Raw genomic sequence first — 14,523 nt, forward strand, 5'->3', positions numbered from 1 at the left:
AGCGACGGGGCGATGCGGCGGATCGGGGGACGGGACATCGTTGCAACGATCCTGATTGCGCTCGTTGCGGGCGCAATCTTCACGTCTCCGCCGCTGCAGACCCTGCAAGGCCTCTCGCTCGACATCCTCACGGCGCTGCGCGGCAAGCTCGTCCGCGATCGCCGCGATCCCGCGACGTCGCCGGTCGTCGTCGTGGCGATCGACGGGGAGACGTACGAGACCCCACCCTTCCAGGGATCGCCGACGCAAACCTGGACGCGCGAGATCGGCCGGGTGCTCGCCAGCATCACCGAAGGCGGCGCCAAGGTCATCGGCTTCGACGTCATCTTCAAGAATTCGATCGAGCAGTCGGAGATTCCCTTCGGCGACACGTCGTTCGGCGCCCGGCTGAAGGGATTTGACCGGGACTATCTGATCGCGCTCCGGCAAATCTCCGACAGCGGCAAACTGGTGCTCGGCGAAATCCTCAGCAACGACCATCCGGACGTGCCCTATCGCGCACAGCAGGTGGCCGTGCGCAACACCGTGCGCGCGCTCAATGTTCACACCGACCCTGACGACGTCATCCGGCGCATGCCGCTGAGCTTTGCCATCGAGGGGCGACCGGTCCCCGCGATGGCGGTCGAGCTCGCCGCCCGCGCGACGGGCGCAAAGCCGGAAATTGCGCCGTCTGGCGCGACCGGATTGTCCGGCTATGCGATTCCGAGTGCGGTGCCGAATACCGTGACGCTCAACTTCCGGGGACTGGGACGCGACATCCCGACCTACTCCTTCGTCGATCTGCGCGCCTGCGTCGAAAAGGGGGACCGCGACTTCTTTCGCCGCGCGTTCGACGGCAAGGTCGTGCTGCTTGGCACGATCCTGAATTTCGAGGACCGCAAGCTCACCTCGATGCGCCTGTCCGGCGGCTACGATGGAACGCCGGCAGAGCGGTGCGCCCTGCCCGCGCCGGCAAGCCCGCCGCAGAAAGCCCGCAGCGACGTCGCGGGTGTCTTCGTGCACGCCACGGTCGTGCGAAACCTGATCGAGCACGACGCGGTCACCGAGCTCGGCCTTCCACTGCGCACCATCCTCACGATCGCGTTTGCCGCGATCATCGCCTGCGCGGCCTGCGCCTTCGCGCCGACCACCGCCGCGATCGTCTGGCTCGCATCGACCGCCGTCTATGCGGCGATTGCCGTCGCTGCCTTCGTCCACGCCCTGGCACTGCCGCTGACCGAGCCGACGCTCGCGAGCCTTGCGGCACTGGCCTCGATGATCGGCTACCGCTTCGTGCTGGCCGACCGCGACGAGCGCTTCCTGCGCAAGAGCTTTGCCCTCTACCTCGCGCCCGAGGTCATCGAGACCATGGTCGCCTCTGGCAAGATGCCCGCACTCGGCGGCGAGATGCGCAACGTCACCATGTTCTTCTCCGACCTCAGCGGCTTCTCGTCCATTGCCGAGACCATGACGCCGGGCGAGCTGGTGACGCTGATGAACGAATATCTGTCCGCCATGACCGACATCATCGAAAGCCATGGCGGCTATGTCGACAAATATATCGGCGATTCCATCGTCGCGATGTTCGGCGCACCGGCCGACGATCCCGCCCACGCACGCAACGCGGTTCGCGCCGCGCTGAAATGCCACGACAAGCTGGCGGAGCTCAATGCCGATCACCCCGCCTTCGCCGGCCATCGTCTGTCGCACCGCATCGGGCTGAACAGCGGCGAAGCCGTGGTCGGCAATATCGGCTCGCGCCGCCGCTTCAACTACACCGTGATGAGCGACACCGTGAACGTCGCCTCGCGGCTCGAGGGCGCCAACAAATATTACGGCACCGCGATCATGGCATCGGAATCCACGATGGCACAGACCGGCGATGCCTTCGCCTGGCGCGAGCTCGACGCGATCAGGGTGCTCGGCCGCGGCGAGGCGGTCAGGGTGTTCGAGCCGTTGGCGGAGAAAGGGGCGGAGAGCGCCGATCAGGCAAAGGCGGCTGCAGCCTATGCGGAGGGGCTCGCCCGCTGGCGCGCGCGGGATTTTGCGAAGGCAGCCGATGCCTTCGGCCAGATGGCGGACGTCGATCCGGCGTCGGCTCTGTTTGCGAAGCGCGCACGTGCGCTCGCTGCAAATCCCCCGCCCCCGGACTGGACACCGGTCAATACGCTGGAAGGGAAGTAACGGCGCTCTTACCCTCCCCTGGAGGGGGAGGGTCGGCTCACATTGAGCGCAGCGAAAATGTGAGACTGGGTGGGGTGACAGTCTCTCCTCATCGAACAGCGGCCGTGTGGAGAGATCACCCCACCCCGCTCGCGCTGCGCGCGATCGACCCTCCCCCTCCAGGGGAGGGTGAAGTGAGCATCACCCTAAAACGGCAGTCCCACATAATTCTCCGCGAGCAGACGCTGCGCCGTCTCCGACGAAAGCAGATAGTCCAGCTCGGTCTGCTGCAGCCGATCCTCGTAGTCGAGCCGGTCGGGGAAGCGGTGCAAGAGCATCGTCATCCACCAGGAGAAGCGCTGCGCCTTCCAGATCCGCGCCAGCGCCTTGGCGGAATAGCCTTTGAGGCCGGAATCATCGCCGCCCTGATAATGCGCGAGCAGAGCGTGATAGAGATAGTAGATGTCGGACGCGGCGCTGTTCAGACCACGTGCACCTGTGGGCGGCACGATGTGCGCGGCATCGCCGGCGAGGAACAGCCGGCCATAGCTCATCGGCTCGGCGACGAAGCTGCGCAGCGGCGCGATGCTCTTCTCGATCGACGGCCCCGTGATCAGGTTGCCCGCAACATGCTCGGGCAGACGCCGCTTCAGCTCGGCCCAGAACGCATCGTCCGACCAATCCTCGACCTTGTCGGTCAGCGGCACCTGGACGTAGTAGCGGCTCAGCACCTGCGAGCGCAAAGAACAAAGCGCAAAGCCGCGCTCGTGCTTCACATAGATCAGCTCGGGCGACACCGGCTTGGTGCGCGACAGCACGCCCAGCCAGCCGAACGGATAGACCTTCTCATATTCGCGCAGCACGTCCTTCGGAATCGACCTGCGGCTGACGCCGTGGAAGCCGTCGGCGCCGACGATGTAGTCGCAATCGACGCGGACGGCCTCGCCGTTCGACCGGTAGGTCACGTAGGGCCGGTCCGACGTCAGATCGTGCGGCGTCACGTCCTCCGCATTGTGCACGACCTTGCCGCCGAGCCGGTCCCGCGCCTCGTAGAGGTCGCGCGTCAGCTCAGTCTGGCCATAGACCAGCACCGAATTGCCGCCGGAATGCTTGTGCAGGTCGATCTTGGACAGCACGCCGTCATGGGCGATCTCGAACCCGGTGTGAATCTCACCCTCGCGGTCCATCCGCTCGCCGCACTGCGCCTCGCGCATCAGCTTGGCGAAGCCGTGCTCGAGCACGCCGGCGCGGATGCGGGCGAGCACGTGATCGCGGCTGTACTTTTCCAGCACGATCGTGTCGATGCCCTTGAGGTGCAGGAGCTGGGACAACAACAGCCCGGACGGCCCGCCGCCGATGATACAGACCTGAACTTTCATTTTTGCGTCCTCCCGTCGGCACTTTTTTGCAGATTTGATGCCGCAGACCGATGGAGGGTTTCGCCATTGTCTTGTACTATTCGAACATGAGAAGCGCAGCCCCCGCGATCCGGATCTACAATCTGTTCGGCGAGTCCGGCGATCTGCCCGACGTCGTGCATTGCGAGACCATCGCGTCCCGCTCGGTGCTGCACGACTGGACCCTGGCCGTGCATCGCCATGCCCGGCTGCACCAGGTGCTGCTGATCGAGCGCGGCGGCGGCGAGGCGACGCTGGATGGACGCGTGGTGCCGCTGAAGCCGATGCAGGTCGTCAACGTGCCCGTCGGCCACGTCCACGGCTTCCGCTTCGAGCCCGACACGCAAGGGTGGGTGCTGACCATCGCCGCGGAAATCCTGGACGAGGCGCTGCTCGCCGCCGAGGGCCTGCGCGGTGCGCTGTCGCGCTCGGCCGTGGTGCGCGGCACACCGCAGATCCGCGCCACCATGAAGCAGATCTTCGCCGAACACGCCGCGCGCGATTTCGGCCGCGCCCATGTGCTGCGCGCGTTGTCCTCCGCCATGATCGGGCTGGTGGCCCGCGCGCTCACGAGCGAGAGCGGCGGCAACGGCACGGTCGAGTCCAGCCTGTTCCGCCGCTTCGAGGCGCTGCTGGAGCAGCACCATCTGGAACGCTGGAGCGTCGCCGACTACGCCGAGGCGCTGGCCGTGACCCCGACGCATCTCAACCGGATCACACGGGCCGCGACCGGCGACACCGCCTCGCACCTCATCCTCAACCGGATGATCCGCGAGGCGCGGCGCAACCTCGTCTACACCAATTTGCCGGTCTCGACGATCGCCTACACGCTCGGCTTCGAGGACCCCGCTTATTTCAGCCGCGTCTATGCCGCAGCCACGGGCGTGTCACCGCGCGCCTTCCGCGCGCAGCTCCATGGCGAAGAGGCCTAGACGCCTCACACGTCGAAGAACACCGTCTCCTCGGGCCCCTGCAAATTGATCGTGAAGGCATACACGACCTTGCCGGCGCGCTCGCCGCGCTTGGCGATCAGCGTCCCGCGCCGGGACGGCTGCTCGATCAAATTGAGCACGGGGTCGGCGGCGTTGGCGGCTTCCTCATCGGAGAAATAGAGCCGCGTATTGAGGCCGATGTTGATGCCGCGCGCGACGATCCAGACGTTGATGTGCGGCGCGCATGTCCGGCCAGCTCTGTCGGTGATCGCGCCCGGCTTGATGGTCTCGAAGGTCACGAGACCGCTCTCGAAGTCGGAGCCGGCGCGGCCCCAGCCGCGAAACTCCTGCTCCAGCGCGCCGGCCGAACGATCGGCCGGGTGATTGTAGCGACCCGCCGCATTGGCCTGCCAGATCTCCAGCAGCACGTCGCGCAGCGGCGTGCCGGTGCCGTCGAGCACCTTGCCTTCCAGCGTGATGCGCTCGCCCTCGGTATTCGGCGTCACCAGCACGTTGGAAAAATTCTTCTCGAAGATGTCGAAGCCCGCCATCGCCGGGATCAGGCCGATATGGACATAGGGTCCGGCGGTCTGCGACGCCGTTTCCTTGAGATAGTTGAGCGGCTGCGGCATGGGTTCAGTTCCCCGCGGTGCGATTTTCAAAATAGGTGGAGCGCTGGCCGCGCAGCACGATGTCGAAGCGGTAGGCGAGCGAGTCGAACGGCGTCGAGGCGTTGAGATCGAGCGGCGCGACCAGGCGATCGAGCGCATCCTTGTCCGGGATCGTCGTCAGGATCGGACAGATCGGGATCAGGGGATCGCCCTCGAAATACATCTGCGTGATCAGCCGCTGCGCGAAGCCCGAGCCGAACACGGAGAAATGGATGTGGGCGGGACGCCAGGAGTTGACGTAGTTGCGCCAGGGATAGGGGCCCGGCTTCACGGTGCGGAAATAGTAATAGCCGGTGTCGTCGGTCAGGGCGCGGCCGCAGCCGCCGAAATTCGGATCGATCGGCGCCAGATAGGTGTCCTTCTTGTGCCGGTAGCGGCCGCCGGCATTGGCCTGCCAGAACTCGACCAGCGTGTTCGGCACGCCCCGGCCGGTCTCGTCGACCACGCGACCATGGACGACGATGCGCTCGCCGACGGGATCGCCGTCCTTGGCGTAGTTGCGGATCAGGTCGTTGTCGAGCGGACCGAGATCGTTGTGGCCGAACACCGGCCCGGTGATCTCCGAAATCGAATTCTCCAGCGACAGCAGCGCCTGCCGCGGCGAACGCAGCACCGAGGATTTGTAGCCGGGCGCATGTGCGGGCGGATGGATGGAGCGATCACGCTGGAAGAAGCCGCCGTCGCCGAGCGGCGGCGTCAGGGGCTCGGGACGGTTGAGGCGGGGATCCCGCAAGGCTGGCGCCTGGGCATTCATCGTGTCTCTCCCTTCGGCGCCCGGGTCCGGACGCGGCTTATCGGGAGATCATGGCGCGGCCTATTCCCTGAATAAATAGATCAATTATAATATATTGCATGAAAGAAATCGATCATTTGGCCCTCGACGGCCACGCGCTCGAACTGTTCCTCGCCGTGCTGGAGGAGGGATCGGTCACCGCGGCGGCAACGCGGCTCGGCCTGACGCAATCCGCCGTCAGCCACGGGCTGAACAAGCTGCGGCGGATCGCAGGCGATCCGCTGTTCGCGAAATCCGGCCGCGGCATCGTCGCCACCGCGCATGCCCAGGCCCTCGCCGCGAAGGCACGGGCGCTGATCGACGAGATGCGAAGCTTTGCCGGCGGCGTCACGTTCGAGCCGGCCCGCGCGCAGCTTTCGCTGACGATCGCCGCCAATGATTTCCAGCGTGATCTGCTGCTGCCGCGGTTCTTCACCCATGTCGCCGCGCAGGTGAAGGGCCTGAACCTGCGCGTGATCCCCTCGCAGTCGCCCTCGCCCGCGATGTTGCGCGAAAACCGCTGCGACGTCCTGATCACGCCACTGCCGCCATCCGGTGTCGATATCGTGCAGAAGCGCCTCTTGAGCGATCATTACGTCTGTTACTTCGATCCCAAGATGCGCGCCGCCCCGGCCGGCCGCGGGGCCTATCTCGCGGCGCGGCACATTACGGTCGTCTATACCGACAATGAGCGGCTCGACTTCGACCGCCGGCTGGCCGCCAACGGTCTTCACCGCGACATCGCGATCTCCGTGCCGAGCTTCTCCGGCGTGCCATCCTTCCTTCGCGGCTCGCAGATGCTGGCGAGCATGCCGAGCCTGCTGGCGTCGGGGATCATGCGCGGCTTCGCGCAGACGCGGATCCCGCTGGCGTCGCGGACGCAGACGCTGGCCGAGCTGCCGATGTTCATGGTCTGGCACCAGCGCTATCAGAAGGACCCCGCCCACCGTTGGGTCAGGAGCCAGCTCGAGGCGGTCGCCGCGACGGCCGCCAGGGCGTGATTGAGGTGCCGCCCTCCGCAAGACAGCCCTTCCCAAACCCACTGGTTGCGCAGGGAGAGCCACGCTAAAATACGCCCATGACAGTGACCGACATTGCGAGCCGGACCTACAATCACAGCTGGCGGCTGGATCCCATCATCCGCAGCCTGCTCGACACCGATTTCTACAAGCTGTTGATGTTGCAGATGATTCGGGAAGATTACCCGGATCAGAAGGTAACCTTCTCGGTCATCAACCGTTCGCGTCATGTGCGCCTCGCCGACATCATCGACGAGAGTGAGCTGCGCGCCCAGCTCGACCACGCCCGCACCATCCGCTTCACCAAGAAGGAGCTGATCTGGCTCGCCGGTAACACCTTCTATGGCAAGACCCACATGTTCTCGGCGGACTTCATCCGCTGGCTGGCCGAATTCCGCCTGCCCGAATACGAGCTGCGCAAGGTCGAGGGCCAGTACGAGCTGCATTTCCACGGGCCATGGACCCACACCACGATGTGGGAGATTCCGGCGCTCGCAATCCTCAACGAGCTGCGCTCCCGTGCCGCGATCAAGGGCCGCGGCCGCTTCGAGCTCGACGTGCTCTATGCCCGCGCCAAGGCCAAGCTCTGGACCAAGGTGGAGCGTCTCCGCAAGCTCGAAAATCTGCGCCTATCAGACTTCGGCACCCGCCGCCGTCACGGCTTCCTCTGGCAGCGCTGGTGCGTGGAAGCCGTGAAGGAGGGCCTTGGCTCGTCCTTCATCGGCACCTCCAACGTGCTGCTGGCGATGGACAACGATCTCGAAGCCATCGGCACCAACGCGCACGAGCTGCCGATGGTCGCGGCCGCGCTCGCCAGGGACGACGAGGAATTGCGCTGGGCGCCCTATCGCATCCTCGACCAGTGGCGCCAGACCTATGGCGGCAACCTCCTGATCGCCCTGCCCGACGCCTTCGGCACCAAGGCCTTCCTGCGCGATGCGCCGGAGTGGGTCGCGGACTGGACCGGCTTCCGCCCCGACAGCGCGCCCCCGATCCAGGCCGGCGAGGAGATCATCGCCTGGTGGGAAAAGAAGGGCCGCAATCCCAGGGACAAGCTGCTGGTCTTTTCGGATGCCATGGATGTCGGCTCGATCGAGGAGACCTATCACCACTTCGCCGGCCGGGTGCGGCTCTCCTTCGGCTGGGGCACCAACCTCACCAACGACTTCGTCGGCTGCACGCCGGACGGCTCGTTCAACCTCGATCCGATCTCGCTGGTCTGCAAGGTGTCGTCGGTGGACGGCCATCCCGCCGTCAAGCTCTCCGACAATCCGGAGAAGGCGACCGGCATGCCCTCGGAGATCGAGCGTTACCTGCGCGTGTTCGGTGACGCCGGCCGCGTGCGCAAGCCGGTGCTGGTCTAGCCCGGCCCTCACCTCTTTCGTCAACGCACGCACGACGGATGTGACACGCCGGTTCACCCCATTCCCAGGTATTTGAAGCAATCTGCGGACATTCATTTCACGACGCCTTCACCCTGCAATGCTGTCCTCCGCGTCTTTCAGATCGAGTTAAGCAACCATCTCATCTACTTTGCGTTGCAGGCGCAGCGCTCCGATGGGGGCATCGCCGATTTGGGGAACGTCAGAGTGTTTCGCAGAACAGCCATGTCGATGAAGGAACGCAGCTTCCTTCACGTCATCAAGCTCGTCTCGCCTTTCGTGATGGTCGTCGTGCTCCAGGCGGCGATCGCGGGATTCAGTCTCGAGGTGATGTCTTCGGTCCGGGCCTATGTCGCGGGTGAAGCGTTGTGGTCGCGTTCGCAGAAGAACGCCGTCTATTTCCTCAATCTCTACCTGCATTCGGGCGACGCCAGCCAGTTCGCGCAATACCAGGCCTCGCTCGCTGTTCCCATCGGCGACGAGTTCGCGCGCTGGGCGCTCGAGCGCGATCCGGTCGACGTCGAGGCGGCCCGCATCGGCTTTCTGCAAGGCGGCAATCATCCCGATGACGTTCCGGGACTGATCTGGCTGTTTCGCTATTTCAACCGCGTCAGCTTCCTGCAGGAAGCAATCCGGGAGTGGGCCGCTACCGACCCCATGCTGCTGGAGCTGAGCGTCTTCGGCGAGGTCATCCGCTCTGAGTGGGACAACGGTCCTGTTCGGGACGCGCGCCGCCTGCAAGTGCTGTCGTCACGGCTCTCCGAGCTCAACGCCCAGTTCACGGTGCATGCCAACCGATTCTCGACCGTCCTCGGCGAAGGCTCCCGCGCCATCAAGCTGACGCTGACCGGCATCAACATCGTCACCGCCATCACGCTCGTCCTGCTCCTGATCTGGCACACCCGGCGATTGGTGCTGCAACGACAGGCGTTCGAAGACGCCTTGCATGCCGAGAAGGAACGTCTGGCCTTCCAGGCGTCGCACGACTGGCTGACCGGCCTGTCCAACCGCCGCGCCTTCGAGGCGCGACTGCAAGGCGAGCTGGACGTTGCCGCGGCAGGTTCGCTGAGCCTGATCCTGCTCGATCTCGACCAGTTCAAGAACGTCAACGACAGCTGCGGGCACCTCGCCGGCGATCGCCTGCTCTGCCAGGTCTCGCGTCTCCTGCAACAGGAACGGCGCCCGCACGACCTGGTGGCGCGCCTCGGCGGCGACGAATTCGGCCTGATCCTGCCGCAGTGCTCGCCCGCGAACGCGGTCGATATCGCCGAACGGCTGCGACGCTCGCTGGAGATGTTCACCTTCGCCTGGGACGATCGCTGCTTTGCGGTGACCGCCAGCATCGGAGTCGCCTGCATCGCCGAGGGCAACACCACGCTCGAGGACGCGATGCGGCGCGCGGATGCCGCCTGCTATCGCGCCAAGGACAAGGGACGCAACCGTGTTCAGGTCGACGGTGGAAGACCTGATGTCATCGTCGTTGCAACACGGCCGCGCGAAGCTGCACGGGCCTGAGGTCGCCCGCTCCGTTCACCGCAAAGGCAGAATCCCGAGACCCGTGAGATGGGTGTCGACGAATTGCTCCACCTGCTGACGCAGCATCTGCGGCGGCACGGCGACCATGCGCTCTTCCAGTCCGAGCGAGATGATGCCGTGCACGGCGGAAAACAGGGTGCGCGACAGCAGCGCGATCTTCACGTCGTCCGCGCTCGGTAGCAGCCGCACCAGGGGTGGATGCATCAGCGCGAAAGCATCCATCACCATCTGCAGGATGTCGTCGGGATACGGACGGTCGTCCTCCATCCGGTGCTCGAACAGCGAGCGCAGCAGGTTGGCGTGCTCGGCGAAGAATTCGAGATAGGTGGCCGCGAGCCCGTAGAGCTGGCGCACCGGATCGTCGGCCGGGACCCCGCGCAGCCGGGCCGTGAGGGCCTGAACGGTTTCCCGATTGACGGTCAGGATCACCCCGTCGAAGTCCCCGAACTCGTTATAGACGCTGCCAACGGAACAGCCGGCGGCCTCCGCGACATCGCGAACCTTCAACGATCTCAATCCTTTAGTTGCGATGATGCGGCGCGCGATCTCCAGGATCTGGAGCCGACGCCGATTTTTTTTCTGGTCTCGCAGCGATTCTTCTTGAACATTGTTCATTTTCAAGCTACTCATGTGAACATTGTTCAAATTAACCCGGAGACCTGCAAAATGCAAACCCTCGCTGTTGATATCGCCGCCACCTTCATCGATGACGCCGCCGCTCTCGTGACCGGCTTTGGCCAAGCCCTGCTGCGGGTCGCAATGGCGCCGATCAATCGCATCGCCAATGCCTGCGACGTTGCGGGCGTGCTCGCGGAACGCCGGGCGACCTTCCGGATGTGGCGGGCGAGCCGCGCGCGTGCGCGTCAAGAGGGCCGCCGGTTCGGCCTGCTCCGCCGCCTCTCGCCCTTTCGTCACCTCGCCCATCTCACCTGAGTGACGCGCGACCTGCACAGGCGGGGCGGCTCGAATGCACGAACTGGTTGCAAGAAAGGACTCACCATGTCCCGATGTTCGCGGCCGATCTCGGCAGACTTCAGTGACGCGGTTCAGCTTTTCCTCATCGTTCGCCGCATACCCGGGAAGGCGCGACCAGATATTTTGCGAACCTAACGACACCGCATGGAGACCAACAGGATCAGAGGGACCGAGGGGACAAGGCCGGCCGGCGATCACCGCCCGCAATCGTTCGTCCCCTCCCCTTCCGGTCGTGACGCTCCAAGAACAACGTAACGAACCTCATTCTGCCTTTCCAAAACAGGACTAGTCATGATCAGGGAATTGATGTCGTCACGCCGCTTTGCGCCGCTGTTCTGGGCGCAATTCTTCTCGGCGCTCAATGACAACGTACTCAAGAACGCGCTCGTCATCATCCTGCTTTACAGCGCCGCGACCGGCCACGGCGATGCGCTGGTGACGGTGGCAGGCGCCGTCTTCATCTTTCCCTATTTCATCCTGTCCGGTCTCGGCGGCCAGCTCGCCGACAAATACGTCAAATCCGTCGTGGCGCGTCGGCTCAAATTCGCCGAGATCTTCGCTGCGGGCTTTGCCGCGGCGGGCTTCTTTCTGCATTCGGTGCCGCTGCTGTTCGCAGCGCTCGCGCTGTTCGGCACCATCGCCGCCCTGTTCGGCCCCGTGAAATACGCCATGCTGCCGGACCAGCTCGAGCTTGGCGAGCTGGCGACCGGCAACGCGCTGGTCGAAGGCGCGACCTTCATGGCCATCCTGCTCGGCACCGTCGCCGGCGGCCAGTTCGTGGCCGGATCCGCGCATATGGGCTGGGTTGCATCCGCGGTGGTCGTGCTGGCGCTGCTGTCCTGGGCCTTTGCTTCCCGCATTCCGCAGACGACGCCTTCCGCGCCCGACCTGCCCGTCGATACCAATCCCTGGACCTCGACGGTGAGCCTGCTCAGGACGTTGCACGCCGACCACCGGCTGTGGGACGGCACCGTGATCGTCTCCTGGTTCTGGCTGGTCGGCGCCATCGTGCTGTCGCTGCTGCCGGCGCTGGTCAAGGAGGTGGTGGGCGGCACCGAAGGCGTGGTGACGCTGTGCCTTGCGATCTTCGCGATCGGCATTGCCATCGGCTCTCTGTTCGCCGCCAGCCTCAGCCACGTTCGCCCCAACCTCGCGCTGGTGCCGATCGGCGCCATCATCATGGGGTTTGCCGGCCTCGATCTCGCCTGGGCGATCGGCGTGACCACCAAAGGTCAGGAGATCGCGGCGGTTGATTTCGCGACCTCGTTCGCAGGCCTGCGCATGCTGGTCGACTTCGTCGCCTTCGCATTCGGCGGCGGCCTGTTCGTCGTTCCCTCCTTTGCCGCGGTCCAGGCCTGGTCGGCCGCGTCCGAGCGTGCCCGCATCATCGCCGCCGGCAACGTGCTGCAGGCCGCCTTCATGGTGGTCGGCTCGCTGTTCGTCGCGCTCTTGCAGGCGGCTGGCCTTCATATCGGCTGGATCTTCTTCGGCCTCGGCGTCGCCAGCTTCGGTGCGGTGTGGTTCGTACTGACCAAGTGGGGCAAGGAGGGCGTGCGCGACTTCGGTGGCCTCCTGTTCCGCGCACTGTTCCGTACCGAGATCCGCGGCCTCGAAAACCTGCCGCCTCCGGGAACGCGCATGCTGATCGCGCCGAACCATGTCAGCCTGATCGACGGCCCGCTGCTGCACGCCGTACTGCCGATCGATGCGAGCTTCGCGGTCGATACCGGCATCGCCAAGGCCTGGTGGGCGAAACCGTTCCTGCGCGTGGTCAAGCACTACACCATGGACCCGACCAAGCCGCTGGCCGCGCGCGACCTGATCAAGCTCGTTGCCGCCGGCGAGCCGGTGGTGATCTTCCCGGAGGGACGCATCACCGTCTCCGGCTCGCTGATGAAGGTCTATGACGGCACTGCGATGATCGCCGACAAGGCCGACGCCGTGGTCGTGCCCGTACGCATCGAAGGTGCCCAGCGCTCGCATCTCAGCTACCTCAACTCCAGCCAGATCAAGCGCTCGTGGTTTCCGCGGGTGACGGTCACCATCCTGCCGCCGGTCAAGCTGCCGGTGGATGAAGCGCTGAAGGGCAAGGCCCGCCGCAATGCCGCGGGCGCCGCGCTCCAGGACGTGATGATCGACGCCCTGGTGAAGAACGCGATGCTCGATCACTCGCTGTTCGAGGCGCTCGGACACGCCTATCGCGACCGCGACACCGGCAAGGTGATCATCGAGGACGCGCTCGGCACCAAGCTGACCTATCGCAAGCTGATCCTCGGCGCACAGGTCCTGAGCCGGAAGCTCGAGATCGGCACCGACGTCGGCGAGAATGTCGGCGTGCTGCTGCCGAACTCGGCGGGCGTCGCCGTCGTCTTCATGGCGCTGCAGAATATCGGCCGCGTTCCCGCCATGCTCAACTTCTCGGCCGGCCCGGTCAACGTGCTCGCCGCCATGAAGGCCGCGCAGGTCAAGACCGTGCTGACCTCGAAGGCGTTCATCGAGAAGGGCAAGCTCGACAAGCTGATGGCCGCGATCTCGGCCGAAGCGCGCGTCGTCTATCTCGAAGACGTCCGCGCCTCGATCGGCGTGGCCGACAAGGTCAAGGGCCTGCTCGCCGGGACGACGCCGCGCATCGTCCGCCAGGCCAACGATCCGGCCGTAGTGCTGTTTACCTCGGGTTCGGAAGGCACGCCCAAGGGCGTGGTGCTGTCCCACCGCAACATCCTCGCCAATGCGGCGCAGGCGCTGGCGCGGGTCGATGCCAACGCCAACGACAAGGTGTTCAACGTGCTTCCGGTGTTCCACTCGTTCGGGCTCACGGGCGGCATGATGATGCCGATGCTCGCGGGCATTCCGATCTATATGTACCCCTCCCCGCTGCACTACCGGATCGTGCCTGAGCTGATCTACCAGACCGGCGCGACGATCCTGTTCGGCACCGACACGTTCCTCACCGGCTATGCCCGTTCGGCCCATGCCTACGACTTCCGCACCCTGCGCCTCGTGATCGCCGGCGCCGAGGCGGTCAAGGATCGCACGCGGCAGGTGTTCATGGAGCGCTACGGCATCCGCATCCTTGAAGGCTACGGCGTCACCGAGACGGCGCCGGTGCTGGCGATGAACACGCCGATGGCCAACCGCCCCGGCACCGTCGGTCGCCTGTCGCCGCTGATGGAAAGCCGCCTCGATCCGGTCCCCGGCATCGAGGAAGGTGGACGGCTCTCGGTACGCGGCCCGAACGTGATGCTGGGTTACCTCAGGGCCGAAAATCCCGGCGTGCTCGAAAAGCTCCCCGAGGGCTGGCACGACACCGGCGACATCGTCGCGATCGACGCTGCCGGCTTCATCACCATCAAGGGCCGTGCCAAGCGCTTTGCCAAGATCGCGGGCGAAATGGTCTCGCTGTCGGCGGTCGAAGCCATCGCAACCACGTTGTGGCCGCAGGCCGGCTCGGTCGCGGTGTCAATCCCCGACCAGCGCAAGGGCGAGCGCATCGTGCTGCTGACGACGGAGAAGACCGCCGAGCGCAGCGTGATGCAGGGCCAGGCCAAGGCGATCGGTGCGTCCGAGCTCACCGTTCCCGCCGCGATCATGGTGGTCGACAAGGTGCCGCTGCTCGGCACCGGCAAGACCGACTACGTCACGGCAACGACGATGGCCCGCGAGCAGGCGTCTGCGCCGGAGCGCGAGGTGGCGTAAG

Annotated in this window: 10 protein-coding genes; 6 read left to right on the top strand and 4 right to left on the bottom strand. The window is 65.4% G+C overall.

The window, feature by feature from the left end:
• Positions 1 to 12 precede the first annotated feature (12 nt).
• Positions 13 to 2,163: an adenylate/guanylate cyclase domain-containing protein gene (locus UNPF46_RS24960; RefSeq protein ID WP_142251767.1), complete on the top strand. Its 2,151-nt coding sequence runs from the start codon at positions 13 to 15 to the stop codon at positions 2,161 to 2,163.
• Positions 2,164 to 2,348: 185 nt separating this feature from the next.
• On the opposite strand, the gene pobA is transcribed toward UNPF46_RS24960, so the two are convergent.
• On the bottom strand, positions 2,349 to 3,521 hold the full coding sequence (gene pobA, locus UNPF46_RS24965) for a 4-hydroxybenzoate 3-monooxygenase (RefSeq protein ID WP_142251768.1): 1,173 nt from the start codon (positions 3,519 to 3,521) through the stop codon (positions 2,349 to 2,351).
• 50 nt (positions 3,522 to 3,571) lie between these two features.
• Between pobA and UNPF46_RS24970 the strand changes: the two genes are divergently transcribed.
• Positions 3,572 to 4,471, top strand: coding sequence for a helix-turn-helix domain-containing protein (locus UNPF46_RS24970; RefSeq protein WP_142251769.1), 900 nt, complete (start codon positions 3,572 to 3,574; stop codon positions 4,469 to 4,471).
• A gap of 5 nt (positions 4,472 to 4,476) precedes the next feature.
• On the opposite strand, the gene pcaG is transcribed toward UNPF46_RS24970, so the two are convergent.
• A complete protein-coding gene (gene pcaG / locus UNPF46_RS24975) occupies positions 4,477 to 5,103 on the bottom strand; it encodes a protocatechuate 3,4-dioxygenase subunit alpha (RefSeq protein WP_100180047.1) in 627 nt (208 codons plus the stop codon).
• A gap of 4 nt (positions 5,104 to 5,107) precedes the next feature.
• Entirely contained in the window at positions 5,108 to 5,896 is a 789-nt protein-coding gene (pcaH, locus tag UNPF46_RS24980) for a protocatechuate 3,4-dioxygenase subunit beta (RefSeq protein ID WP_142251770.1), read from the bottom strand.
• A 98-nt stretch (positions 5,897 to 5,994) separates the two neighbouring features.
• Here pcaH and UNPF46_RS24985 point away from each other — a divergent pair, with 98 nt between their 5' ends.
• From UNPF46_RS24985 to UNPF46_RS24995, 3 genes are all read left to right on the top strand, one after another.
• On the top strand, positions 5,995 to 6,915 hold the full coding sequence (locus UNPF46_RS24985; protein ID WP_142251771.1) for a LysR family transcriptional regulator: 921 nt from the start codon (positions 5,995 to 5,997) through the stop codon (positions 6,913 to 6,915).
• A gap of 77 nt (positions 6,916 to 6,992) precedes the next feature.
• Positions 6,993 to 8,297 carry a nicotinate phosphoribosyltransferase gene (pncB, locus tag UNPF46_RS24990; RefSeq protein ID WP_100180050.1) on the top strand — a complete coding sequence of 435 codons (1,305 nt, stop codon included), beginning with the start codon at positions 6,993 to 6,995 and terminating at the stop codon, positions 8,295 to 8,297.
• A 225-nt stretch (positions 8,298 to 8,522) separates the two neighbouring features.
• Positions 8,523 to 9,830: a GGDEF domain-containing protein gene (locus UNPF46_RS24995; RefSeq protein ID WP_100181473.1), complete on the top strand. Its 1,308-nt coding sequence runs from the start codon at positions 8,523 to 8,525 to the stop codon at positions 9,828 to 9,830.
• A gap of 15 nt (positions 9,831 to 9,845) precedes the next feature.
• Here UNPF46_RS24995 and UNPF46_RS25000 read toward each other — a convergent pair whose 3' ends face one another.
• On the bottom strand, positions 9,846 to 10,466 hold the full coding sequence (locus UNPF46_RS25000; RefSeq protein WP_181770099.1) for a TetR/AcrR family transcriptional regulator: 621 nt from the start codon (positions 10,464 to 10,466) through the stop codon (positions 9,846 to 9,848).
• Positions 10,467 to 11,117: 651 nt separating this feature from the next.
• Here UNPF46_RS25000 and UNPF46_RS25005 point away from each other — a divergent pair.
• Positions 11,118 to 14,522, top strand: coding sequence for an acyl-[ACP]--phospholipid O-acyltransferase (locus tag UNPF46_RS25005; RefSeq protein WP_142251773.1), 3,405 nt, complete (start codon positions 11,118 to 11,120; stop codon positions 14,520 to 14,522).
• Position 14,523: the final 1 nt, after the last annotated feature.

Source organism: Bradyrhizobium sp. UNPF46 (assembly GCF_006658625.1).
GTDB lineage: Bacteria > Pseudomonadota > Alphaproteobacteria > Rhizobiales > Xanthobacteraceae > Bradyrhizobium > Bradyrhizobium nitroreducens.

Coding starts and splice junctions, on each gene's coding strand:
- pcaH (WP_142251770.1), bottom strand. CDS start 5,896: ATGAATGCCCAGGCGCCAGCCTTGCGGGATCCCCGCCTCAACCGTCCC.
- UNPF46_RS24960 (WP_142251767.1), top strand. CDS start 13: ATGCGGCGGATCGGGGGACGGGACATCGTTGCAACGATCCTGATTGCG.
- pncB (WP_100180050.1), top strand. CDS start 6,993: ATGACAGTGACCGACATTGCGAGCCGGACCTACAATCACAGCTGGCGG.
- UNPF46_RS25000 (WP_181770099.1), bottom strand. CDS start 10,466: ATGAACAATGTTCAAGAAGAATCGCTGCGAGACCAGAAAAAAAATCGG.
- UNPF46_RS24970 (WP_142251769.1), top strand. CDS start 3,572: ATGGAGGGTTTCGCCATTGTCTTGTACTATTCGAACATGAGAAGCGCA.
- pcaG (WP_100180047.1), bottom strand. CDS start 5,103: ATGCCGCAGCCGCTCAACTATCTCAAGGAAACGGCGTCGCAGACCGCC.
- pobA (WP_142251768.1), bottom strand. CDS start 3,521: ATGAAAGTTCAGGTCTGTATCATCGGCGGCGGGCCGTCCGGGCTGTTG.
- UNPF46_RS25005 (WP_142251773.1), top strand. CDS start 11,118: ATGATCAGGGAATTGATGTCGTCACGCCGCTTTGCGCCGCTGTTCTGG.
- UNPF46_RS24985 (WP_142251771.1), top strand. CDS start 5,995: ATGAAAGAAATCGATCATTTGGCCCTCGACGGCCACGCGCTCGAACTG.